A 23,057-nucleotide genomic window follows, 5' to 3' on the forward strand; every position below is an offset into this window, starting at 1 on the left:
GATTCATCCTGTGACCAACGTGAAGATCAAGCGGGCGCTTCTGTCGGTGTCCGACAAGACCGGGCTGGCCGACCTCGGCAAGGCACTGAGCGCGCGCGGCGTCGAACTGGTATCGACCGGCGGCACCGCCAAGGCACTGCGCGACGCCGGCCTTGCGGTGAAGGACATTTCCGAGCTGACCGGGTTTCCCGAGATGATGGACGGCCGGGTCAAGACCCTGCATCCGATCGTCCACGGCGGCCTGCTGGCGGTGCGTGACAACCCGGAACATGCAGCCGCGATGGAGGCCCACGGGATCGGCGCGATCGACCTCGTCGTGGTCAACCTCTATCCGTTCGAAGCCACTGTCGCCAAAGGCGCGGAGCGCGACGAGATCATCGAGAACATCGACATCGGCGGCCCGTCGATGGTCCGCTCTTCGGCCAAGAATCACGCCTTCGTCGCGATCGTCACCGATCCCGCCGACTATGCCGGGCTGATGGCGGAGATCGAGGCGACGGATGGCGCGACGACGCTTGCCTTCCGCCGCAAGCTGGCGGCGCGGGCCTTTGCCCAGACCGCAGCCTACGATTCGATGATCAGCCAGTGGTTCGCCTTCGCCGACCAGGGCGAGATCTTCCCCGAGCTTCTCGCGGTCAACGGCCGCCGCGCCGAGGAGCTTCGCTATGGCGAGAACCCGCACCAGAAGGCCGCGCTCTACCTGCCGGTCGGCCCGCACATCCGCGGGATCGCGCAAGGCGAGCAGGTCCAGGGCAAGGAGCTGTCCTACAACAACTACAACGATGCCGACGCGGCATTGGAACTCTGCGCCGAATTCCGCGGACAGGACCCGGCGGTTGTCATCGTCAAGCACGCCAACCCCTGCGGCGTGGCGCAAGGCTCGACCCTGCTGCAGGCGTGGAACGATGCCTTGCACTGCGATTCGGTCTCGGCCTTCGGCGGGATCGTCGCGGTGAACCGCAAGCTCGACGGCGCCACCGCCGCCGCGATCTGCGAGATCTTCACCGAGGTCGTGGTGGCTCCCGATGCCGACGAGGAAGCCCGCGCCACTTTCGCGAAGAAGAAGAACCTGCGCCTGCTGCTGACCGGTGACCTACCCGATCCGCGCCGCCCGGGGCTCAGCGTCAAGCCCATCACCGGCGGACTGCTGGTCCAGACCCGTGACAACGGGGCGATCGGCCTCGACGACCTCAAGGTCGTGACCAAGCGCGCACCGACCGAGCAGGAACTCAAGGACTGCCTGTTCGCCTGGACCGTGGCCCGCCACGTCAAGTCGAACGCCATCGTCTATGCCAAGGACGGGGTCACCGCCGGGATCGGCGCGGGCCAGATGAACCGGCGCGACTCCTCGCGGATCGCCGCGATGAAGGCCGCGGAAGCTGCCGAGACTTACGGCTGGGCGCAGGCGCGCACCGTCGGCTCGGCGATCGCTTCCGACGCGTTCTTCCCGTTCCCCGACGGCCTTCTCGCCGCCGCAGAAGCCGGGGCGACCGCGGTAATCCAGCCGGGCGGCTCGATCCGCGACGACGCGGTGATCGCCGCGGCGGATGAGGCAGGGCTCGCCATGGTCTTCACTGGGATGCGTCACTTCCGGCACTGAGAATGCAAAAACGGCGCGGCTCCTCCAGAGAGCCGCGCCGTCTTTTTCCTCCCGCCCGCCAAGGGGCAGCAATCAAATCAGCGGTAGAAGATGTGCCCGTCGATCCGCGCGATGCGGGTCAGGCGCCAGCCGGGCGAAACGCGCGCGGCGTGGAAGAACAGGGCACCTTCGACCGGGCTCTTCCACGAACCCGAGTCGGCGATCGAGGCGATCCGCACCGCGTCCTGCCAATCCTGGCTGGCGCGGTTGATGTGCGGCATGCCGCCGCCGCGGACGAACGAGAACTGCGAGGGCTGGAACACCACGCCGCAATAGCTGGCGGGGAAGCGGCCCGACTTCGAGCGGGCGACGATCACCCGGCCGACCGCGAGCTGGCCGGCAAGGCTCTCGCTCTTGGCCTCGAAATAGATCGCACCGGCGAGGCATTCGAGCTCGCGCGACAGCGTTTCGGGCATCGGCGTTTCGGAAACGAGGGTGGCGAGTGACCCGGCTTCGGGCGATTCGCTCTGGTCCGCCACGGCTTCCTGCGTCTGGGGAAGGGGCTGGACGACCGGCTGCTCTGCAAACCGGACTGCGGGTTCAACCAGCGCGGCAGGTGCTTCGAGGGCCTGGGCGGCGGCGTGGGAACCATCGGCGCTGATCAGCGCTGTGATAAAAGTCGCAGCGACACTGAGAACGCTGGCGTACTTGAGTTTCAAAGACATCAAACATCGTCATTGGGCGGTGAGCGAACCGGGCCATGACGCGCAAAGACTCGCATCGCGATGAATCGCGTGCGACGTCCAGCGGAAGCCATGGTGGCTGCCCCCCGTCTGCGTGCTTGCGTCCCTGCGTGAATGCCGGAAACGCCGCCTGCGCAAAATCGGAGCGGTGCCTTTGATTGTGCAGCGCAGCAGAGTCAACCCGCGGTTCGGCTGCCGTTCAGCTTTCCGGGATGAACCGTTCACCATCCGGGATATCCAGTTCGACAATCCACAGATCGCGGTCCTGGTTACTGCGCCGGGTCAAGTATTCGTCAATTTGTTCTTTTGAATCAGAAGCTTGAGACTTGATCAGGGTCCACTTTCGTCTGCCGTCTGCTTGCGGCATGCGCTCGTAAACCCGCGGATTCACGCCGTTTTCCACGAGGACGATAAGAATTGTGCCCGCATCGGGTTCACCTTTGTGAAGCACCATGGCGAAGCCGCCCTCGGCGTTGATTCGCCGCACCAGGCCGCCGACTTCGAGGTGCGCGGGCAGGCGGGCATTGTCCATGCGGACGCTCAGCCGATCGCTGCGGCAAGACCCGCGGCGTAACCGGGGAGCCCGCCGAGCGCGATATGCGAACGCATGAACGTGCCGGTACCGCGACCGATTTCCTCGCCTTCGTCGTCGAGAAGTCGCGATTCGGCGACAAAGACACGGCGCTTGCCGCTGATCCAGCGGCCTTCCGCGATTACCCGGCCTTCGCGGATCGGGCGGAGGAACTGGAGGTTGAACTGGGTGGTCAGCAGGAAGCGGTCGGTTACCAGCGTGTTGGCGGCATAGAACGCTGCGTCATCGAGCATCTTGAAATAGATCGTCCCATGCGCCGCGCCGGCGGCATGGAAGCAGGACTCGTCGATATCGAACTCGATCCGCGAGCGACCCTCTTCCTCGATATGCAGGTGCGAGCGGAACAGCCGGTTCACCGGGGCCGAGGCATACAGCCCTTCGAGCGCGCGCCAGTGCCAGCGCGCGCTGTCGCCGCCACTCGCAGCGCCGTCAGGCGGCGTCGCGGTCGAGGACATTGACCAGCAATCCGCGCACGGCCTCGCGGTCCGGCGCGGCGAGGAGCGCGGCGTGCATCTTCTCGTCGCGCATCAGGCGGGAGATCGCGGCGAGCGCCTGAAGGTGGGCGGCGCCGGCCTGTTCGGGCGAGAGCAGGCCGAACACGCAATCGACCGACATTCCGTCCGCCGCGTCGAAATCGACCGGGTGCTCAAGCCGGAGGAACGCTGCCACCGGCTTGTCGAGATCGGGGATACGGGCGTGGGGAATGGCCACGCCGCGACCGAATCCGGTCGAGCCCAGCTTCTCGCGTTCCTCGATCCGGTCGAGGACGAGGACGCGATCGAGCCCATATACCCCGGCAAACCCGTCGGCGAGGGTTTCGAGGATCTGCTGCTTGGATTCGGCGCGGATCAAGCGAACCGCCTCGGGATCGATGGTGAACAGAGCCGTCATGTGGGAAAATTGCCGCAGCGTGCCGTGGCACGGGAAAGTGGCGCGCCCATGCGCCCGAATGCGCCTTTACGCAAGCCGAATCGGACCTGTCGGCCCGATCCGGCCCGCGTTTCCGCCGGATCAGGCGCGCGGTTCGACCCAGCCGATCGACCCGTCCCCGCGGCGGTAGACCATGTTGTGCCGCCCCGTGCCCGCATTCTTGAACAGGAGGGCGTTGGTGTTGCGCAAGTCGAGCATCATCACCGCATCGCCGACTGTCGCCTCCGGCACGTCGACCCGGGTTTCCGCGATCACCAGCGGCGCGTCCTGCGTGACTTCCTCGACTTCGTGCGCGGGTTCCTCGAACACGACATAGGCCGCTTCCTCGGCACTGCGGGCGAAGTCGGACTGCTCGTGGCGATCCTTCAGGCGGCGCTTGTAGCGGCGCAGCTGCTTGTCGATCTTCTCTGCGGCGCCATCGAGCGCGACGTGGGCGTCCTGCGCCAGCGCGCTGCCCTTGAGGATCAGCCCCTGCATCACATGCGTCACGATATCGCAGCGGAAGGCCGCCTGCGGCGCCTTGGAAAACGTCACATGGCTGGACAGGGCGCGGGAGAAGTACTTGTCGACGATCCCGCCGAGCCGCTCTTCGGCGTGGCTCTGCAGCGCGGTGCCAGTATCGACCTGGTGTCCCGAAACGCGAATGTCCATGGAAACGTACTCCTTTTCAAACGCCTCGCACGGCACTCAACGCGTCCAGATCGCGTCCTTGAGCGTCGCTACGAAGCTGGCATGTGCGGCGAGTTCGGTCTCGCTCGCGGTGTGGGGCCGGGGCGCGCGCCAGGTCCTTCTGGTGACCAATGACACGACCTCGACCTCGGTCTCGACCCGGATCGCCTCGGCGGCGAGTTCGAGACCGATCTGGCGCCCGCCCATCAGCTCGACATAGAGCTGGGCGAGCAGTTCGGCATCGAGCAGCGCGCCGTGCTTGGTGCGGTGGCTGCGATCGATCCCGTAACGGGTGCAAAGCGCATCGAGGCTCAGCTTCGCGCCGGGATGGCGGCGCTTGGCGATGGCGACGGTATCGACCATCCGGCTGCGGCAGACAGGTTCCAGCCCGCAGCGCTCGAGCTCGTGGTTGAGGAAGTTGAAGTCGAACCCGGCGTTGTGCGCGACCAGCGGGTCGCCGGCGATGAATTCGAGCAGGTCGTGCACCTTTTCCGCGAACTTCGGCTTGTCCGACAGGAACGCCTCCGACAGGCCGTGCACCGCCTCGGCTTCGGCCGGCATGTTACGCTCGGGGCAGAAATAGGCGTGGAAGACCGCGCCGGTGGGCACGCGGTTGATCATCTCGATGCAGCCGATTTCGACGAGGCGGTCTCCGGTCCGGGGATCGAGGCCTGTGGTTTCGGTGTCGAAAACGATTTCGCGCATCACGCAACATATCGGCGCGGCAGACGCCGCTGGCAAGTCCGTCAGCGCCGCATTTGCCGTAATTTCGCGAGCAGCGCGGCGACTTCGGCGCGGGTTTCGGCAAGGCTGACGCCGGTATCGATGACATGGTCGGCGCGGGCACGCTTTTCGGCGTCGGGCACCTGGATCGAAAGGATGTGCGCGAACTTCTCCGGCGTCATGCCCGGACGGGCGAGAACCCGCTCGCGCTGCATCTCGGCCGGTGCCGAAACGACCGCCACCGCATCGAGCCCCTGACCGCCGCCTTTCTCATAAAGAAGCGGAATGTCGAAGCAGATCAGGTCCTTGTCCGCGTTCTCGGCAAGGAAGGCGGCGCGCATCTCGGCCACCGCGGGGTGGACGATAGCCTCGAGCCGCTTGAGGGCCTCGGGATCGCCGAACACCTGCGCGCCCAGTTCGCCGCGCTTGACCCCCTCCGGCCCGGTCGTGCCCGGAAAGGCCGCCTCGATCGCCGGAAGCAGCGGCCCGCCCGAACCTTGGAGCTGGTGGACCGCGGCATCGGCGTCGAACACCGGCACACCCTCTTCCCGCAGCATCGCCGCGACGGCGGACTTGCCCATGCCGATGGAACCGGTGAGGCCGAGAATGAAAGGACGGGTCATGCCATGATCTTTCTGCGCAGTTCGGGGTCGCGCTCGCGCGGGGGGACCTGCCCGAAGAAGCGACGGAAGGCATGGTCGGCCTGTCCGATCAGCATCGAGAGGCCGTCGATGGTCCGGAAGCCCGCGGCCCGCGCCGATCGGAGGAATTCGGTCTCGAGCGGGCTGGTGACGATGTCATAGAAGATCGAACCCGGCGGCGCATGGCTCACGTCGAAGCGCAGCGGCGGCTGGCCGGTCATTCCCAGGGACGAGGCATTCACCACCAGGTCGAAGCAACCAGCGCGGTCGTCGAAGGCAAAATCGGTGGGATCGGCGAAGTGGGCGATATCGACCACATGGTGCTCGCCCGCCGGGTCGAGCTCGTCGAGCAGGCTGCGCGCCTTGGCCGGGTCGCGCCCGGCAACGACGAGAACGACGTTGTGCGCAGCCAGCCCCGCGATCACGGCCCGCGCCGCGCCGCCGGTGCCCAGCACCCGCGCCATGCGGAACAGGTGCTGGCGCTCGAGCAAGGGCTGGAGCGGTTCGAGGAAGCCGGCGACGTCGGTGTTGGTGCCGACCAGCGTGCCGTCGTCCTCCCGCAGGATCGTGTTGACCGCGCCGACCTGCCGCGCCGCCGGCTCCAGCCGGTCGAGCAGCGGGATCACGGCCTGCTTGTGGGGCATGGTGACATTGCAACCGCGCCAGTCGGCATCGTTGCGGCGTTCGGCAAGGTAATCGGCGAGCTCCCCGGCGCGAACATGGTGCCGGCGGTACTCGGCGGCGATCCCGAGGCTCTCCAGCCAGAATCCGTGGATGGCCGGCGACTTCGACTGCGCAATGGGATCGCCAATCACTTCGGCGTAGGGTCTGGCGGTCACGCCACCAGCTCCCCCTGTCCGCGCAGGGCGGTGAGGAGCGGCAGCAGCGGCATCCCCATCACGGTGAAGTGGCTGCCCCCGATCTCCTCGAAAAGCTGGACGCCCAGCGCCTCGACCCGGAACACGCCGACGCACCCTGCAACGGCCGGCCATTCGGCCTCGAGATACTGCTCGATAAAGGATTCGCTTAGCGGGCGCACTTTCAGCCGGGCAACCTCGCAGTGACGCCATTCTGCCTTGCCGTCGCGCATCAGCATGGCTGCGGAGTGCAGGTTCATGGTCTGGCCGGAGAAGAACCGGAGGTGCTCTGCGGCGTTCTCCCGGCTCGTCGGCTTGTCGAAGAGGCGGCCGCCCACCTCGACCAGCGAGTCCCCGCCCAGGACCAGCCGTCCGGGGCAGGCCATCGACACCGGCAGTGCTTTCGCCTCGGCCAGGATCGCCGCGACCTCGCACGCCGGCACGCCGATCAGCTCGCGCTTGATCTCGCTTTCGTCGACATCGGAGCTGCGTGCCTCGAACGGCACTCCAGCGGCGGTCAGCATCGCCTTGCGCGAGGCGCTTTGCGAGGCGAGTACGATCATGGAAAGGTGTCCTATACCGGCTTGGGCCCGGGTGCTTGCGGTTCGCCCGAGGCTTGGCGTTCGTTGTAAAGGTTGATCACGGCAGCGGCGGTTTCCTCGATCGAGCGCCGCGAGACGTCGATGACCGGCCAGCCGTTGTCGGCGAACATGCGCCGCGCGAACTGGACTTCCTTGGTCACCCGGTCCGCGTCGACATAGGCGGTTTCCGGCGCCTGGTTCAACGACAGCAGGCGGTTGCGCCGCACCTGGATCAGCCGTTCCGGCGCAGTCGTCAGCCCGACGATCAGCGGACGGCGCAAGGTGAACAGTGCGGGCGGCGGCGGGCTCTCGACCACGATCGGGATATTCGCCACCTTGAATCCGCGGTTGGCGAGGTAAATCGACGTCGGCGTTTTCGACGAGCGCGATACCCCGGCGAGCACGATGTCGGCTTCCTCCCAGTTTTCCCACTGCACCCCGTCGTCGTGGGCGATGGTGAACTGGATCGCCTCGACCCGGGCGAAATAGGCCTCGTCCATCTGGTGCTGGCGCCCGGGCCGGGCCTTGGCCTCGACCCCCAGTTGCTGTTCGAGCGCGTCGGTCACGGCATCGAGCGCGGGCACAACCGGCAGGCCGAGTGCGCTGCAGCGCTGCTCTAGCCGCTCGCGGGTCTGGGCGTTGACCAGGGTGAAGAGAACGAGGCCGGGATTGGCGGCGATCTCGTTCATGATGCGATCGAGGTGTTGCAAGGAACGGACCATCGGCCAGAAGTGGCGGACGACGTCGGCATCGTCGAACTGGGCCAGCGCCGCCTTGGCGATCATCTCCAGCGTTTCGCCGGTCGAATCCGACAGCAGGTGAAGATGCAGGCGCTGCATGTGGGTAATCGGCCCCGAATTTCCGCCACCGGCACAACACTGTGGACAGCGCGATGGTAAACCACGGGAGGAAACCGGGGACAAGCTTTGCCGCCGGATTCGCCCCCGCTCACAAGAGTCCTGCCCAGTGTTTGTGGACAAGTGGACAGCGTTCTCCACATGGTGGGGACAACGGGGATAACGACCGCTTGACCACACATCATGGCGAGTCACGGTGCCGTTTGCAGTGGCGCACCCGGCACAAATCGGGCAGAGCGCGGCCGTCCCCGCTATCCACAGCCCAACAGACTCCATCATCCAGATTCATTAGAATCTTATTTTATTGGACTCGCCCAACGATGCCCGGTTCCCTGCTCCGTACCCTCAAAGGCGAAAACGTGGCCCAGCGGCCCATCTGGCTGATGCGCCAGGCAGGGCGCTACCTGCCCGAATACCGCGCGCTCCGGGCCGAAAAGGGCGGATTCCTCGCACTGGTGTACGACAGCGACGCGGCGGCCGAGATCACCCTCCAGCCGCTGCGCCGGTTCGGTTTCGACGGCGCGATCCTGTTTTCCGACATCCTGATCGTGCCCTATGCGATGGGGCAGGAGCTGACCTTCCTCGCCGGCGAGGGACCGCACCTTTCCCCCCGGCTGCTGGATGCCCGCCTGGATGCCCTCAGGGCCGTGCCTGAGCGCCTTTCCCCCATCTACGATACCGTGGCCAGGGTGAAGGCCCAGCTTGGCCCTGACAGGACCATGCTGGGGTTCGCCGGAAGTCCGTGGACGGTCGCGACCTACATGGTCAACGGCGAAGGGTCGAAGGACCAGCACGAGACTCGCGCGCTCGCCTATCGGGATCCGGGTGCCTTTGCGGCGATCATCGACGCCATTACGTCTGTTACTGTCGAATACCTTGCCGGGCAGATCGTCGCCGGGGCAGAGGCCGTCCAGCTGTTTGACTCGTGGGCCGGAACGCTCGCCCCCGACCAGTTCGAGCGCTGGGTGATCGAGCCCAATGCCAGGATCACCGCCGCGATCCACCGGCGGTTTCCGGGCGTTCCGGTCATCGGCTTCCCCAAGGGTTCGGGGGAGAAGCTGCCGGCTTATGCCAGCGGAACCGGGGTCGATGCAGTGGGCGTCGACGAAACCATAGACCCGGTCTGGGCCGCAAGGGCGCTGCCGGCCGGCTTGCCGGTCCAGGGCAATCTTGATCCGCTGCTGCTGCTCGCCGGGGGTGATGCGCTGGAGGAGCGTGCCCGGCACGTCCTCGACGCCTTCGCCGACCGGCCGCACGTGTTCAACCTCGGCCACGGAATCGGCCAGTTCACGCCCATCGAGCACGTCGAACGCCTGCTCTCGGTCGTGCGGGGCTGGAGAGCTTGATCGGCGCAATCCGCGCCCGATTACCAATCATTTCGGACCGGATATTTGTGGTCTGAACTGAGCCGCTTGCGGTAATTCCACCCCATTTCGGTCATCGGGCTGGAACCGGGCAAGGGTGCTGCGGTTGCCTTGCCGATGCGGGGCAATCAATGAGCGGATCTGAAATCGGCGGGCGGGTGCTGTCGGCGGGTTCGCTCGCCAGCATCCTGGACCAGAGCGTCGACTGCGTGAAACTCGTCGGTCTCGACGTCCAGATCGCGTGGATGAACGCCAACGGTTTCTGCGCGATGGAAATCGACGACCCTTCGGCGGTCATCGGCGCGAACTGGGCTTCGCTGTGGCCCGAGGATAGCCAGGACCGAATCCGGGACTCGCTTTCTGTCGCCGCATCTGGCGAAGCGGTCCGTCTGCGGGCCTGCTGCCCGACCATGAAAGGAACCGCGCGGTGGTGGGACGTGACCGTCTCCGCGGTTCGTGATCCGCAAGGGACCCACAACGGATACCTCGCTATTTCGCGGGACGTGACCGAAAACCAGCTCCGCCAGGAAACGCTCGACATCGCGACGAGCGAGCTTCGGCATCGCCTCAAGAACACCTACACCATGATTGCCAGCCTGATCCGCACCTTTGCGCGCGGGGACGAGTCCCACAGCCGCTTTGCCGACGACATGACCGGCCGGCTGGTCTCGCTGGCGCGGTCCCAGGCGCTGTTTGTTGACGAGAATGTGCCCTGCCGGCTCGACGAGCTGGTCGAAGCGCTGGTCTCGCCCTTCGCGAATCCGGCTTGTGAAGTTGCGATTGAAGAGATGCCTCCACTGGAGATCGGGCACGGGGTGGCGGATGCGATCGCGCTGGCGGTCGGCGAACTCGCGGTCAATTCGTCCAAGCATGGCGCTTTGACACACGGCGGTGCGATTGCGGTGAGCTGTCTGAACGAGCAGGAAAAGTTGTCGATCGTCTGGGCGGAAATCACCGTAGGCGGCGTGCTTGCGACCGAACGGGACGGGGGCCAGGGGCTTGCTTTGATCAACCGGATCATGCGTGCACGAAACGGCATTCTCGAGCTGTCGTGGCGAGCCGATGGATTGACGGCGACCATGTCGTTCGCGCAGGTCTGATCACGCGGCCTGACTTTCAGCGGCGCATCAGCTATCGCGCTGCTCGATGACCAATTCGTAAGTTCCAGTGCGCCGTCATTGCGCTAGAACGGCACCATGCAGGTACTCGCCATGCTCTATCTCTGGCTTAAGGCCGGACACGTCATTTTCGTGATCTTCTGGATGGCCGGGCTGTTCATGCTCCCCCGGTTCTTCGTCTATCACCAGGAGGCATCGGAGGATTCGGCCGAGAACGCGGTGTGGACCGACCGCGAACGCAAGCTGCTCAAGATTATCATGTGGCCGGCGCTGGTCGTGGTGTGGATCTTCGGGCTGGCGCTCGCGGCGGAGATCAGCGCGTTCCGGCAGGGCTGGTTCCATGCCAAGCTGGCCTTCGTGCTGGCGCTGACCGGCTACCACGTCTGGCTCGCCGGGTATCACAAGGCGCTGGCTCGGGGGGAGCGAAAGTTGACCGGTCGCAAGCTGCGGATGCTCAATGAAATTCCCGGTATTGCCGCGGCTGTGATCGTCATACTGGTGATCGTGAAGCCGTTCTGAGGGGGTGACCGTCCATGCTAGCCATTCTCGCCGCCGCCGCTGCTCTGAGCCCGGCGCAGCAGCTCGAAAGCGACGTCCGCTGCGTGGTGGCGCTGGTCGAACTGGCGAACACCGCCAGCGAAAAGAACGCCCACGGAATCAGCACTGCGGCGCTCTATTTTCTCGGCAAGGTCGATGGCCGCGCCCCGGACTATGATCTGGTCGCGGCCGCAGCGCGGCTCAAGGCTGATCCTGACTACAACCTGGCGGACGAGGCGCAGCGCTGTGCTGCCGAGATCGACACGCGCACCAACGCGATTTCCGAACTGGAATCCGCCCTCGGCTTCGACGGCTGACCGTCAGGCCGCGCCCAGCTTCCGCAGGCGCCCGGCACTGCGCACCAGCGGGCGCAGCGATTTCAGGTACCGCCACTGGCTGCCCCAGGCGTTGGCGGGTTTTTCGCCAGAGGCGCTGCGCGGGAATTCGCGCGCATCGCGATCGATCTTCACGGTCATGACCCTCTCCGTTGATTGCGCGGGGCTCAGCCTCGCGCAAAGGCAACGCTCCGCCGCGCCAGCGGTTCCTTATGCGTTGACGGCGGGGCGGGGCGGGCCTATTTCGCCGACGTCCATCCGGAAACGGCAGGCGCCGTTCAAGCGCGCCGCTACCCAGTCTGCTTTCTCCAAGCCCATCGACTGTCCGGCCCGGCGCATACTCAGCTAATCGGAATACCCAGATGCACCTGAAAGAACTCAAGAAGAAAACCCCCGCCGAGCTGGTCGAAATGGCCGAAGAGCTGGGCGTCGAAGGCGCGAGCACGATGCGCCGCCAGGACCTGATGTTCGGGATCCTCAAGGAGGTGGCCGAAGACGGCGAGGAAATCCTCGGTATCGGCACGATCGAGGTCCTGCCCGACGGGTTCGGCTTCCTCCGCAGCCCCGAGGCGAACTATCTCGCCGGGCCCGACGACATTTATGTTTCGCCGAACCAGGTTCGCAAATGGGGCCTGCGCACCGGCGACACCGTGGAAGGCGAGATCCGCGCACCGCGTGATGGCGAGCGCTATTTTGCGATCAACCGCCTGATCAAGGTCAACTTCGACGATCCCGAAGCGGTCCGCCACCGCGTCAATTTCGACAACCTGACTCCGCTCTATCCTGATGAGCGGCTTAAGCTCGATACCCTCGATCCGACGGTCAAGGACAAGTCGGCGCGCGTGATCGACCTGATCTCGCCGCAGGGCAAGGGCCAGCGCGCGCTGATCGTCGCGCCGCCGCGTACCGGCAAGACCGTGCTGCTGCAGAACATGGCGAAGGCCATCACCGACAACCACCCCGAGGTGTTCCTGCTGGTCCTGCTGGTCGACGAACGGCCTGAGGAAGTCACCGACATGCAGCGTTCGGTGAAGGGCGAGGTGATCTCCTCGACCTTCGACGAACCCGCCACGCGTCACGTGCAAGTCGCTGAAATGGTTATCGAAAAGGCCAAGCGTCTGGTTGAGCACAAGCGCGACGTGGTGATCCTGCTCGATTCGATCACTCGCCTCGGCCGAGCCTACAACACCGTGGTGCCGAGCTCGGGCAAGGTCCTTACCGGCGGTGTCGACGCCAACGCCCTGCAGCGGCCCAAGCGCTTCTTCGGCGCGGCCCGCAACATCGAGGAAGGTGGCAGCCTCTCGATCATCGCCACCGCGCTGATCGACACCGGCAGCCGCATGGACGAAGTCATCTTCGAAGAGTTCAAGGGCACCGGCAACTCGGAAATCGTGCTCGACCGCAAGGTCGCTGACAAGCGCATCTTCCCCGCGCTCGACGTCGGCAAGAGCGGCACTCGCAAGGAAGAGCTGCTCGTGCCGAACGACCAGCTCAAGAAGATGTGGGTCCTGCGCCGCATCCTCATGCAGATGGGCACGGTCGACGCGATGGAGTTCCTCCTCGACAAGATCAAGGACACCAAGTCCAACGAGGACTTCTTCGCGACGATGAACCAGTAAGCTGCAAAACCCCCGCGAAAGCGGGGGTTTTCACATCAGCCTTTGGCGGCCTGAAGCTGCGCGGCCATCATTTCCCAGACCTTGTTGATGGCTTTCAACGGCCGCACCATCACTTTGAAATCGACGATCCGCCCCTCGAGGTCGAAGCGGATCATGTCGATGCCGTTGACCGTGATCCCGTCGATGGTCGAGACGAACTCAAGGCAGACTTCCGGCCCATCGACCAGTTCGCGGACATAGTGAAAGCCGGTGTCGCCGCCGAAGACCTGCCCGGCGGCGAGGAGGTAGGCCATGACCTTGTCCTTGCCGGCCTGGGGCGTGTGTACCACCGGAGAGTGGAACACCGCATCATCGGCGAGGAGGTCGGACAGCAGCTCGGGATCGCCCGAGGCCATGTAGCGGTGCCATGCGGCAAGGCCGGTATGCATCGTATCCCCTCCCTTTCGGATCAGCCCAGATGCTGCGCAAAGAATGCGCGGGTCCGTTCGTCCGCGAGCCTTGCACCTGCCTCGTCGCGGCGGTTGCCCATTTCTGCGGCGAAACCGTGGTCGAGCCCTTCGTAGTCGTGAAGCGTGACTTTCGGATGCGAATCGAGCCCCGCATGGATCGCGGCCTGCGCGTCCGGGCCGACGAAGTGATCGGCGGTCGGGATATGCAGCATCAGCGGGTTGGCAATGGCATGCGCTTCGCCAAGCATCTGGTCGATCATCACGCCGTAGTAGCCGACCGACGCCGAAATATCGGTGCGCGCCGCCGCCATGTAGGCCATCCGCCCGCCCAGGCAGAAGCCAACCAGGCCGACCTTCTCCACGTTCTGCTCGCGGCGGATCCAGTGAATGAGCGCCTCGATGTCCTGTACGCCAAGGTCCGCGTCGTACTGGCCGAAGTAGCCGAACGCTTCCTGCAGCTGCGCTTCGACATCGGGATCGAGCTCGACACCGGGGGCAAACCGCCAGAAGATATCTGGCGCGACCGCGAGATATCCTTCCGATGCCCAGTGGTCGCACTTCTGCCGGATACCCGGATTGACCCCGAAGATCTCGGGAATGACGATGACCGCAGCCTTCGCTTCTCCGGCCGGTCTGGCCATGTATCCGGGAATGCTCCCTTCGCCGTGCAGCGCCGGAAACTCGATCTTTTCGCCCATTGTACCAGTCCTCTATCCGTCGTGTGTCGCCCCTCGCCCGACCAGCGTAGTCGGCGCGCGTGGACTTTGCCAATGCCGTGTGACAGGTTGCGCGCCAAGACACGAGGAGCGAGCGATGAAAGTGAACGTCGAGATCGACTGCACCCCCGAAGAGGCGCGCCGCTTTCTCGGACTGCCCGATGTGTCGCAGGCCAACCAGGTCTATGTCGATGCGATCGCCAAGGCGATGAAGGGCGTGACCAGTGTCGACCAGCTGGGCGACTACGCCAAGCAGCTTGCGCCGATGGGGCAGATGGGACTCAAGATGTTCCAGCAGTTCGTCGAGCAGGGCGCGGGCGCGGCGATGGCCGGCTTCGCCAATGCGGGCAAGAAGGCCGACAAGTAACCGCCCGTCGTCGGTACTTGATCCGGTGCCGAGGGCCGTTAGGGCCACCACATGCCCGATACGATCTTCGCCCTCTCCTCGGGAGCGCCGCCTGCGGCCATAGCGGTCATCCGGATCAGCGGCCCTGAGGCGGCCGAAGCCGTCACGGCTTTGGCTGGCCGCCTGCCGAAGTCGCGCCGCGCGACTCTTCGCCGGTTGCGCGATCCTTCAGGCGATCCGCTCGACGATGCGCTGGTGCTGTGGCTGCCCGGCCCGGCAACGGCGACCGGCGAGGACTGCGCTGAATTTCATCTACACGGCGGACGGGCGGTGGTGGCGGCTGTCGAAGCGGCGTTGGCCGCACGGCCGGGCCTGCGCCGCGCAGAGGCCGGCGAGTTCACACGCCGCGCCTTCGCCAATGGCCGGATCGACCTGGCCGAGGCCGAGGGCCTTGCCGACCTGCTTTCCGCGGAAACCGAACTTCAGCGCCGCACGGCGCTGGCAATGGCCGAGGGTGCGCTGTCGCAAGCGGCCCAGACGTGGCGGAGCAGCCTCCTTGGCCTGTCGGCTGGGCTCGAAGCGGTGCTCGATTTTTCGGACGAGGACGACGTGGGGGCTTTGCCCGGCGATTTCGCGGTCCGTTGCCTGACACTCGCCGGCGGGATCGGCCAGTGGCTGGCTCGCCCCCGCGCCGAACCCCTGCGCGAGGGTTTCAAGGTCGTCCTGGCGGGACCGCCCAATGCGGGAAAATCGACCCTGTTCAATGCGTTGATCCAGAAGGAGGCGGCTATCACCGCCGCCGAACCGGGGACGACCCGTGACGTCTTGACCCAATCCGTCTCGCTCGACGGCGTACCGTTCACGTTCGTCGATACTGCCGGCCTGCGCAGCGAAGGCGCGGGCGAGATCGAGCGGATCGGGATCGCCCGCGCCGAGGCCGCTGCTGCTGAGGCCGATCTGGTCCTGTGGCTCGGGCCGGAGGGCGAGGGGCCTGGCGGGGTGAGCCTGTGGGAGATTGCAGCGCAGTCGGATCTGGGTGTCCGGAAGGCGGAATCGGCGCATCGGGTTTCGGCAAGGACTGGGGAGGGCATGGCAACCCTTCGCTCCGCCTTGATCAATCATGCTCGTGCGGCACTGCCGCGCCCGGGTGAGGCTGCGCTGAACCGCCGCCAGCACGGCCTGCTCGCCGCGTGCACGGCAGCGCTGAGCGCGGCGGCCGGTCAGGCGGACCCGCTGCTTGCCGCCGAAGAGCTGCGCAGCGCACGCGTGGCGCTTGACCGGCTGTTGGGCAATGCCGGGGTCGAGGACATGCTGGACGCTCTGTTCGGACGTTTCTGCATCGGCAAGTGATGCGGATTGTTCCACGTGGAACATCCATGGCTTTGACCCGAATCCTCGGGTCCTGTAACGGGCGCGATGTGAAGCGGTTCGATGTCATTGTTGTCGGCGGGGGACACGCCGGAGTCGAAGCCGCCGCCGTCGCGGCGCGGATGGGTGCGGCGACCGCGCTCGTCTCGTTCGACCCTGCGACGATCGGAGCGATGAGCTGCAATCCGGCAATTGGCGGGCTGGGCAAGGGCCATCTCGTCCGCGAAGTCGATGCCTTCGACGGCCTCATTGCTCGCGCGGCAGATGCCGGGGCGATCCATTACCGCATGCTCAATCGCTCCAAGGGCAGCGCGGTGCAGGGCCCCCGGGTCCAGGCCGACCGCAAACGCTTCCGCGCGGCGATCCAGGCCATGGTCGCGACGCAGGCTGGGCTGACCGTGATTGGCGGGGAAGCGGCGTCGCTCCGGCTGGAACAGGGAAGGACGGCCGGGGTGATCCTCGCTGACGGGACGGAGATGGCGGCAGGCGCGGTCATCCTTTGCACCGGCACGTTCCTCGGCGGACGCCTGTTCCGGGGTGAGGAGCGCATGGAAGGCGGGCGGATCGGCGAGAATGCCGCACACCGACTGGCGGCGCAGCTTCGTGACGCCGCCTTGCCGATGGCGCGGCTCAAGACCGGCACGCCGCCGCGCCTCGATGGCCGGACGATCGACTGGGCGCGGCTGCCCGAGCAGCCGAGCGATGCGGAGCCGTGGACGATGTCGCCGCTGACCCCGGCGCGCCCGCTTCCACAGGTCTTCTGCGCCATCGCGCGCACCAACCAGCGCACGCACGACATTATCCGCGCGGGCCTCGATCGCTCGCCGTTGTTTTCCGGCGCGATCGGAGCACAGGGGCCGCGCTATTGCCCGTCGATCGAGGACAAGATCCATCGTTTCGGGGACCGGGACGGGCATCAGGTGTTCCTCGAGCCGGAAGGACTGGACGATCCCGTGGTCTATCCCAACGGGGTTTCGACCTCGCTGCCGACCGATGTCCAGCTGGCGATGCTGCGGTCCATGGAAGGTCTCGAGCAGGTCGAGATGACGGTGCCAGGCTACGCGGTCGAATATGATCATATCGATCCGCGCGCGCTGCGCCGCAGCCTGGAAGTGCGGGCTATCCCCGGACTGTATTGTGCAGGCCAGATCAACGGGACGACCGGATACGAGGAAGCCGCCGCGCAGGGGCTCGTCGCCGGGCTCCATGCAGCCGGTGCGACGCTGGGACGTGAGGTGCCGCAACTCGACCGTGCAACCAGCTACATGGCGGTGATGGTCGATGACCTCACGCTTCACGGGGTCAGCGAGCCCTACCGGATGCTGACCGCCCGGGCGGAATACCGGCTGCGCCTGCGGGCCAACAATGCCTCGACACGGTTGACCCCGCTGGGGATCGAGGCCGGCTGCATCGGCGCCGACCGGCGAGAGTGGTTCGAACGCAGGCAGGCGGGGCGCGCGGAGGTCGATGCCGGCTTGGCCCGCGACGCGACCGCCGCGGAGATCGCCGCGGCTGGAATGCCTGTCCGGGCCGACGGGTCGCGGCGCTCCCTTGCGGAGTGGTTGCGATTCCCTGAGGTCGATCTGCCGAGCTTGCGTGGCTGGCTGGGTGACAGCGTCCCGGATGACGCCGAACTCATCGTTGAGATCGAAGAGGACGCAGCCTATGCGCCCTACCTGTTGCGGCAGGACGCGGAGCTTCGGGACCTTGCGGCGAGCGAAGGACTGGCCTTGGGCGACGGCTTCCCGTTCGGTGACGTGCCGGGTCTGTCGCGGGAGATGGTCGAGCGTCTGGAGCGTGCCCGTCCGGAAACTCTCGCCGCTGCGGGGCGTGTCGCCGGGATCACGCCGGCGGCGCTTGCCAGCCTGCTTGTTCATGCAAAGCGGCGGGCGGCATGATCGAGAGCGAGGAAGAGGCACGTCTGTGGTTGCGCGAGACGTTGGGAGCGGACGCAGCAGCGATGGCGCGGCTGGATTGCTTCGCCCGGTTGCTTGCTGAAGAGAATGAGCGGCAGAACCTGATTGCGCGAGCCACGCTGCCTTCGGTCTGGCAGCGGCATATCCTCGATTCTGCCCAGCTTCTTCGTGTTCCACGTGAAACACTTCCGGATGGCCTGTGGCTCGATCTGGGGACTGGTGCCGGGTTTCCAGGCGTGGTCGTTGCGGCGCTCGAGCCCGACCGCCCGGTGCAGCTTGTCGATTCGCGCAGGCTCAGGACCGAATGGCTGGATCGGGCCGCGACGGCGATGGGCTTGACCAATGTCGAGGTAAGGTTGTCACGAGTGGAGGAGCTGCCGGCGCAGACGGCGAGTGTCATTTCGGCACGCGCATTCGCACCGTTGGACAAGCTGCTCGCGCTTTCCGCACGTTTTTCTTCACCAGACACGCTTTGGCTGTTGCCGAAAGGGGCAAAAGCGCAGCATGAACTGGAAACGCTGGCGCGAGGGTGGAAGCACCTGTTCCACGTGGAACAATCTTTGACGGACGACTCTGCCGGCATCATTACGGGCCGCCTGCTTGGTGGCGGCCCGAACGCGAACAGAGGAAAGCACCGGTGATCACGATCGCGGTAGCCAACCAGAAGGGCGGAGTGGGCAAGACCACAACCGCGATCAACATTGCCACGGCGCTCGCGGCGACCGGCTGGAAAGTCCTGCTGATCGACCTCGATCCGCAAGGTAACGCCTCGACCGGGATTGGCCTCCACGCCGCCGATCGCGGCGCGTCATCTTATGACCTCCTGATCGAGCAGGCACCGGTGGCCGAGTGCTGGGTGCCGACGCGCATACCCGGCCTCGACATCATCCCCGCCACCGTCGATCTTTCGGGCGCGGAAGTCGAGCTGGTGAGCGTGGAGGATCGCACCGCACGGCTGCGCACGGCGCTTCAAGGCGAGCAGGTCCACGACATCTGCCTGATCGACTGTCCGCCGTCGTTGGGGCTCTTGACGCTCAACGCGCTGAGTGCCGCCGACACCCTGCTCGTGCCGCTGCAGTGCGAATTCTTCGCGCTCGAAGGGCTCAGCCAGCTGCTCCAGACGGTCGAGCGGGTGCAGGAGCGGTTCAACCCCGATCTCGGGATCATCGGCATCGTCCTGACGATGTTCGACCGTCGCAACCGCCTGACCGACCAGGTCGCCGATGACGTGCGATCATGCCTCCACGACCTCGTGTTCGAATCGGTGATCCCGCGCAACGTGCGCCTTTCCGAAGCGCCGAGCCACGGGCTGCCGGCGCTCGTCTATGACCACAATTGCGCAGGATCACAGGCGTACATGCGTCTGGCCCGCGAATTGATCGCGCGCCTGCCCGAGCGGAGGAAGGCGGCATGAGCGAAGGCGAGGCCAAGGTTCCGGTCAAGCGGGCGGCGCTCGGGCGCGGACTCGGGGCGCTGCTTGGCGAATCGAGGCGCGAAGAACCGCTGGTTCGACCGGCCTTCGGATCCGGGCAGTCTGCTCCGACCGAATTGCGGGAAGGCGCGATCGCCATGCTTCCCGTGGCCGAAATCGAGCCCGATCCGCAGCAGCCCCGCCGCCACTTCGCCGAAGAAGCGCTCGACGAGCTGGCGAAGTCGATCGCGGCGAGGGGGGTGATCCAGCCGGTGATCGTCCGTCCGCTCGCGGCGGGCCACTACCGTCTCGTTGCCGGCGAACGGCGCTGGCGGGCCGCGCAGCGGGCTCGCCTTCACGAAATTCCGGCGATCGTGCGCAAGCTCGATGAGCAGGAGGTCCGTGCGCTGGCGCTGATCGAAAATCTTCAGCGCGAGGACCTGAACCCGGTCGAGGAAGCCCGCGCCTACCAGCGTCTCTCGGAACTCGACGGGATGACCCAGGCCGAGATCGCCACGCTGGTCGACAAGTCGCGCAGCCATGTCGCCAACATCATGCGCCTGCTTGCGCTGCCCGAAGAGGTGCTCGGACTGGTCGAGAGCGGGACCCTGTCTATGGGCCATGCCCGTGCGCTGGTGGCGGTGCCCGATGCCTCTGCGCTGGCGCGCGAGATCGCGGCGAAGGGACTGTCGGTTCGCGATGCCGAACGCATGGCGAAGCGCGCGAGCCGGGGAGACGCCGCGCCGCGCAAGCCGCGCACGGCGCGAAGCCCTTCGGACGATGCCGATATCGCTGCGGTCCAGGCGCACCTTGAGGAGTTTCTTGGCCTGAAAGTGACGATCAGCGCCGATGCCGATCCCAGCTCGGGCACTGTCTCCATACGCTACAAGACGCTCGATCAGCTCGACCTTGTCTGCCAGCGTCTCACAGGCGGCGGGATTTAGATTTAATAACAACGTCTTACAATTTTGCATCGTGGGATCGTGAGATGATTGCAGCGTTTTAATCGCTCGATTAAAAAGCGTTGACCAGCCGCGATACCCGCGAGTAATCCTGTGCCGAACAATCGCACCGGAGAGAGTCCCGCCATGTCGCTCGATGCCCTGCACCGCACTGCCTACAACGAGGATCACGAGGCGTTTCGCCAGACGGTTCGCCGCTTCGTCGCCGAGGAACTCGAGCCGAACGCCGCGAAATGGGACGAGGACGGGATTGTCCCGCGCGAGGTCTGGCCCAAGGCCGGCGAACTCGGCCTGCTGTGTCCGACAGTCCCGGAAGCTTACGGCGGTCTGGGGCTGGACTTCGGCTACAACGCCATCGTCGACGAGGAAGTCGGGTATGGCACCGATGTGGCGACCGGCTTTTCGCTGCAGTCGGATATCGTTGCCAACTACATCATGCAGTACGGCTCGGAAGAGCAGAAGCAGACGTGGCTGCCGAAGATGGTCAGCGGAGAGGTGATCACCGCGATCGCGATGACCGAGCCGGGCACCGGCTCCGACCTCCAGGCTCTGCGCACCACGGCGAAGAAGGACGGCAACCACTACGTCATCAACGGCAGCAAGACTTACATCACCAACGGCCAGAATGCCGACCTGATCCTCGTCTGCTGCAAGACCGACACCGAGGTCCAGCCGGCCTGGAAGGGCATCTCGATCGTGCTGGTCGAGGCAAATCGCGAAGGCTTCAAGCGCGGTCGGAATCTCGACAAGGTCGGTCTCGACGCCGCCGACACCTCGGAAATGTTCTTCGAGGATGTCCGTGTGCCGATCACCAATTGCCTAGGCGAGGAGGGCAAGGGCTTCATCTACCTGATGACCGAACTGCCGCAGGAGCGGCTCGGCATCGCCATTTCCGCCCAGACCGCGGCGCAGCGGGCGTTCGACTTGACCGTCGAGTTCACCCGCGAGCGCAAGGCCTTCGGCAAGCCGGTGCTCGATTTCCAGAATACCCGATTCGTGCTGGCGGATCTGAAGGCCAAGCTCCAGGTCGGCTGGGCGCACATCGACTGGGCGCTGGCGCGGCACATCAAGGGCGAGCTGACCACGGTCGAGGCGTCCGGGGCCAAGCTGTGGCACACCGAGCTGCAGGGCGAGGTGGTCGACAAGTGCCTCCAGCTCCATGGCGGGGCGGGCTTCATGAACGACTACCCGATTGCCAAGCAGTTCCGCGGCGCCCGCGTCACCCGGATTTTCGGCGGGACCAGCGAGATCATGAAGGAACTGATCGGCCGCTCGCTCTAGGGGCTGGCCGGATACGAAAAAGGCCGCCGGAGTGCGTCTCCGGCGGCCTTTTTTGGTACATGGGCCCGGATAAGTCAGCCCGTGTAGACCCGCTTCTCCTTGACCCGCTTGTCGCGGTGCGGAGCGCGGCGCGGGATGGCGCGGGTGCGGACGGGTTCATCTACCCATTCCTCGGTGACCGTGGTGGTCTCGACGCAAGGCTTCTGCTGCGCGGGCAGCATGACCGGGACCATCACGTAACCGGGATAGCCGTGTCCTGCTGCCGGGTACCCACCTGGGTAAGGATAACCGCCGGGGTACGGATAGCCCTGCGGCGGCTGGTGCGAGGCGTACCACGCGTCGCATTCCTCGCGCAGGCGCTGCTCTGCCCCCTTGTCCTCGGCCTTGTCGATGGCTGCACCGGCCACCGCGCCGAGCGCGCCGCCGACGACGGTCCCGAGCGTGCGATCGCCATCCGCGACGCGGTTGCCCACAACCCCGCCGACGATCCCGCCGATCACCGCGCCGCCCACGCCGTTATCCGCGCGCGGCGGTTCGCTGCAGCGTTCCATCATCCGCTGCCATTCCGGGTCTGGTCCCGGATAATAGCCTTGTGGCGGGTAGGCGGGTTGCGGCGGCGGCGCGTCCTGCTGGACCACGGTGGTCGGCACCGTGACCGTATAGACGCCCTGGTACGGCATGACCGGATAGTACCAGTTTCCGCCATACCCGCCGCGCCAGCCGCCGGAATATGCACCGTGATGGCCGTCGCCGGCGAGGGCCGGAGCCGAGAGTCCGATGAGCAGGGCCGAGGCGAGCGCGGTCCTTGCAAGTCGACTGGTGATGGTGCGGGTCATCGCATGGGTCCCCTGTGCCGGACGCGCGGAATGGCGCTCCGGAAACGTTAACCCATAATTTAGCAACAGGTCCCGCGGAAAACCAAGCCTCGCGGCCCGGGTGTCCCGATTCGGGGCGTCAGATGCGGTCGGCGATGAGAGCGGCCAGCGCCTCGATTCCCAGTGCGTCCTCGGCGTCGAAGCGCGCCTTGTCGGGCGAATCGAGATCGATCACCGCAATCACCGCGCCGTCATGGATCACCGGGACGACCAGCTCGGAGGCGCTTGCCGCGTCGCACGCGATGTGGCCGGGGAAGGCGTGGACGTCCTCGACCAGCTGGGTCGTGCCGCTTGCTGCCGCGGTCCCGCAAACGCCTTGGCCGACCGCGATGCGGATGCAGGCCGGCCTGCCCACGAACGGGCCGAGTACGAGCTCACTGTCCACCATCCGGTAGAACCCCGCCCAGTTGAGCTGCGGGACGAACTGCCAGACCAGCGCGGCAAGATTGGCCATGTTGGCCACGGCGTCGGGTTCGCCGGCCGTCAGCGCATCGGCGCTGGCGAGGAGGTCGCGGTAGAGTTCGGGCTTGGGCGCGTCGGCGGCGGGGGCGAAGTCGTACATGGCCGCCCGCATAGCCCTTTCGCGCG

Annotated in this window: 28 protein-coding genes; 13 read left to right on the forward strand and 15 right to left on the reverse strand. The window is 65.9% G+C overall.

The annotated features are described in order from the left end of the window. The first annotated feature begins 10 nt into the window (after positions 1-10). On the forward strand, positions 11-1,600 hold the full coding sequence (purH, locus tag AC3WLD_RS02810) for a bifunctional phosphoribosylaminoimidazolecarboxamide formyltransferase/IMP cyclohydrolase (RefSeq protein WP_492555402.1): 1,590 nt from the start codon (positions 11-13) through the stop codon (positions 1,598-1,600). 77 nt (positions 1,601-1,677) lie between these two features. Here purH and AC3WLD_RS02815 read toward each other — a convergent pair whose 3' ends face one another. The 10 genes from AC3WLD_RS02815 to AC3WLD_RS02860 all read right to left on the reverse strand — a co-directional run bounded on the left by AC3WLD_RS02815 (position 1,678) and on the right by AC3WLD_RS02860 (position 8,154). Further along, entirely contained in the window at positions 1,678-2,304 is a 627-nt protein-coding gene (locus AC3WLD_RS02815; RefSeq protein ID WP_492555403.1) for a cell wall hydrolase, read from the reverse strand. Positions 2,305-2,521: 217 nt separating this feature from the next. After that, positions 2,522-2,854, reverse strand: coding sequence for a DUF1491 family protein (locus AC3WLD_RS02820; protein WP_492555404.1), 333 nt, complete (start codon positions 2,852-2,854; stop codon positions 2,522-2,524). Positions 2,855-2,862: 8 nt separating this feature from the next. Next, positions 2,863-3,369, reverse strand: a complete 507-nt coding sequence (locus AC3WLD_RS02825; protein ID WP_492555405.1) for a PaaI family thioesterase — start codon at positions 3,367-3,369, stop codon at positions 2,863-2,865. Continuing rightward, positions 3,344-3,805, reverse strand: coding sequence for a PTS sugar transporter subunit IIA (locus AC3WLD_RS02830; protein ID WP_492555406.1), 462 nt, complete (start codon positions 3,803-3,805; stop codon positions 3,344-3,346). Before AC3WLD_RS02830 ends, AC3WLD_RS02825 begins: the two co-directional genes overlap by 26 nt. Before the next feature lie 120 nt (positions 3,806-3,925). Beyond that, a complete protein-coding gene (gene hpf / locus AC3WLD_RS02835; protein ID WP_492555407.1) occupies positions 3,926-4,495 on the reverse strand; it encodes a ribosome hibernation-promoting factor, HPF/YfiA family in 570 nt (189 codons plus the stop codon). Between the two features lie 36 nt (positions 4,496-4,531). After that, positions 4,532-5,218: a DNA polymerase III subunit epsilon gene (gene dnaQ, locus AC3WLD_RS02840; protein WP_492555408.1), complete on the reverse strand. Its 687-nt coding sequence runs from the start codon at positions 5,216-5,218 to the stop codon at positions 4,532-4,534. Between the two features lie 41 nt (positions 5,219-5,259). After that, positions 5,260-5,859, reverse strand: coding sequence for a dephospho-CoA kinase (gene coaE / locus AC3WLD_RS02845; protein WP_492555409.1), 600 nt, complete (start codon positions 5,857-5,859; stop codon positions 5,260-5,262). Further along, complete coding sequence (locus AC3WLD_RS02850) at positions 5,856-6,716, reverse strand: shikimate dehydrogenase family protein (protein ID WP_492555410.1); 861 nt, start codon at positions 6,714-6,716, stop codon at positions 5,856-5,858. The genes coaE and AC3WLD_RS02850 overlap by 4 nt, the downstream gene beginning before the upstream one ends. Then, a complete protein-coding gene (locus AC3WLD_RS02855; RefSeq protein ID WP_492555411.1) occupies positions 6,713-7,297 on the reverse strand; it encodes a Maf family protein in 585 nt (194 codons plus the stop codon). The genes AC3WLD_RS02850 and AC3WLD_RS02855 overlap by 4 nt, the downstream gene beginning before the upstream one ends. A gap of 11 nt (positions 7,298-7,308) precedes the next feature. Continuing rightward, on the reverse strand, positions 7,309-8,154 hold the full coding sequence (locus AC3WLD_RS02860; protein WP_492555412.1) for a pyruvate, water dikinase regulatory protein: 846 nt from the start codon (positions 8,152-8,154) through the stop codon (positions 7,309-7,311). A gap of 338 nt (positions 8,155-8,492) precedes the next feature. On the opposite strand from AC3WLD_RS02860, the gene hemE reads away from it, so the two are divergent. The 4 genes from hemE (at position 8,493) to AC3WLD_RS02880 (ending at position 11,508) form a co-directional block, all read left to right on the forward strand. After that, entirely contained in the window at positions 8,493-9,518 is a 1,026-nt protein-coding gene (hemE, locus tag AC3WLD_RS02865) for a uroporphyrinogen decarboxylase (protein WP_492555413.1), read from the forward strand. 176 nt (positions 9,519-9,694) lie between these two features. Next, positions 9,695-10,636 (forward strand): PAS domain-containing protein, encoded by a 942-nt coding sequence (locus AC3WLD_RS02870; protein WP_492555414.1) that lies wholly within the window; start codon positions 9,695-9,697, stop codon positions 10,634-10,636. A 96-nt stretch (positions 10,637-10,732) separates the two neighbouring features. Further along, positions 10,733-11,173, forward strand: coding sequence for a CopD family protein (locus AC3WLD_RS02875; protein ID WP_492555415.1), 441 nt, complete (start codon positions 10,733-10,735; stop codon positions 11,171-11,173). 14 nt (positions 11,174-11,187) lie between these two features. After that, positions 11,188-11,508, forward strand: a complete 321-nt coding sequence (locus AC3WLD_RS02880; RefSeq protein ID WP_492555416.1) for a hypothetical protein — start codon at positions 11,188-11,190, stop codon at positions 11,506-11,508. 3 nt (positions 11,509-11,511) lie between these two features. Here the strand turns inward: AC3WLD_RS02880 and AC3WLD_RS02885 are convergent, their stop codons facing one another. Continuing rightward, positions 11,512-11,667, reverse strand: coding sequence for a hypothetical protein (locus AC3WLD_RS02885; protein WP_492555417.1), 156 nt, complete (start codon positions 11,665-11,667; stop codon positions 11,512-11,514). A gap of 221 nt (positions 11,668-11,888) precedes the next feature. Here AC3WLD_RS02885 and rho point away from each other — a divergent pair, with 221 nt between their 5' ends. Further along, on the forward strand, positions 11,889-13,145 hold the full coding sequence (gene rho / locus AC3WLD_RS02890; RefSeq protein WP_492555418.1) for a transcription termination factor Rho: 1,257 nt from the start codon (positions 11,889-11,891) through the stop codon (positions 13,143-13,145). 35 nt (positions 13,146-13,180) lie between these two features. On the opposite strand, the gene AC3WLD_RS02895 is transcribed toward rho, so the two are convergent. Both AC3WLD_RS02895 and AC3WLD_RS02900 read right to left on the reverse strand, forming a co-directional pair. Next, positions 13,181-13,573, reverse strand: a complete 393-nt coding sequence (locus tag AC3WLD_RS02895) for a nuclear transport factor 2 family protein (RefSeq protein WP_492555419.1) — start codon at positions 13,571-13,573, stop codon at positions 13,181-13,183. Between the two features lie 20 nt (positions 13,574-13,593). Then, positions 13,594-14,292, reverse strand: coding sequence for a dienelactone hydrolase family protein (locus AC3WLD_RS02900; RefSeq protein ID WP_492555420.1), 699 nt, complete (start codon positions 14,290-14,292; stop codon positions 13,594-13,596). A 115-nt stretch (positions 14,293-14,407) separates the two neighbouring features. On the opposite strand from AC3WLD_RS02900, the gene AC3WLD_RS02905 reads away from it, so the two are divergent. From AC3WLD_RS02905 to AC3WLD_RS02935, 7 genes are all read left to right on the forward strand, one after another. After that, positions 14,408-14,677 (forward strand): DUF6489 family protein, encoded by a 270-nt coding sequence (locus tag AC3WLD_RS02905; RefSeq protein ID WP_492555421.1) that lies wholly within the window; start codon positions 14,408-14,410, stop codon positions 14,675-14,677. A gap of 51 nt (positions 14,678-14,728) precedes the next feature. After that, entirely contained in the window at positions 14,729-16,006 is a 1,278-nt protein-coding gene (gene mnmE, locus AC3WLD_RS02910; RefSeq protein ID WP_492555422.1) for a tRNA uridine-5-carboxymethylaminomethyl(34) synthesis GTPase MnmE, read from the forward strand. 26 nt (positions 16,007-16,032) lie between these two features. Further along, the gene (mnmG, locus tag AC3WLD_RS02915; protein ID WP_492555423.1) at positions 16,033-17,922 is read left to right on the forward strand and encodes a tRNA uridine-5-carboxymethylaminomethyl(34) synthesis enzyme MnmG; all 1,890 of its coding nucleotides are present in this window, start codon (positions 16,033-16,035) and stop codon (positions 17,920-17,922) included. Continuing rightward, entirely contained in the window at positions 17,919-18,581 is a 663-nt protein-coding gene (rsmG, locus tag AC3WLD_RS02920) for a 16S rRNA (guanine(527)-N(7))-methyltransferase RsmG (protein ID WP_492555424.1), read from the forward strand. The genes mnmG and rsmG overlap by 4 nt, the downstream gene beginning before the upstream one ends. Next, complete coding sequence (locus tag AC3WLD_RS02925) at positions 18,578-19,354, forward strand: ParA family protein (RefSeq protein WP_492555425.1); 777 nt, start codon at positions 18,578-18,580, stop codon at positions 19,352-19,354. The genes rsmG and AC3WLD_RS02925 overlap by 4 nt, the downstream gene beginning before the upstream one ends. Further along, positions 19,351-20,295 (forward strand): ParB/RepB/Spo0J family partition protein, encoded by a 945-nt coding sequence (locus tag AC3WLD_RS02930; RefSeq protein WP_492555426.1) that lies wholly within the window; start codon positions 19,351-19,353, stop codon positions 20,293-20,295. The genes AC3WLD_RS02925 and AC3WLD_RS02930 overlap by 4 nt, the downstream gene beginning before the upstream one ends. Before the next feature lie 144 nt (positions 20,296-20,439). Continuing rightward, positions 20,440-21,594: an acyl-CoA dehydrogenase family protein gene (locus AC3WLD_RS02935; RefSeq protein WP_492555427.1), complete on the forward strand. Its 1,155-nt coding sequence runs from the start codon at positions 20,440-20,442 to the stop codon at positions 21,592-21,594. Between the two features lie 74 nt (positions 21,595-21,668). Here the strand turns inward: AC3WLD_RS02935 and AC3WLD_RS02940 are convergent, their stop codons facing one another. Together AC3WLD_RS02940 and AC3WLD_RS02945 are read right to left on the reverse strand one after the other, a co-directional pair. Then, positions 21,669-22,430, reverse strand: coding sequence for a glycine zipper 2TM domain-containing protein (locus tag AC3WLD_RS02940; protein ID WP_492555428.1), 762 nt, complete (start codon positions 22,428-22,430; stop codon positions 21,669-21,671). A gap of 118 nt (positions 22,431-22,548) precedes the next feature. Next, positions 22,549-23,031: a GAF domain-containing protein gene (locus AC3WLD_RS02945; protein WP_492555429.1), complete on the reverse strand. Its 483-nt coding sequence runs from the start codon at positions 23,029-23,031 to the stop codon at positions 22,549-22,551. Between the last annotated feature and the right edge of the window lie 26 nt (positions 23,032-23,057).

The sequence above is a fragment of the Novosphingobium sp. FW305-C-111 genome, assembly GCF_058783565.1.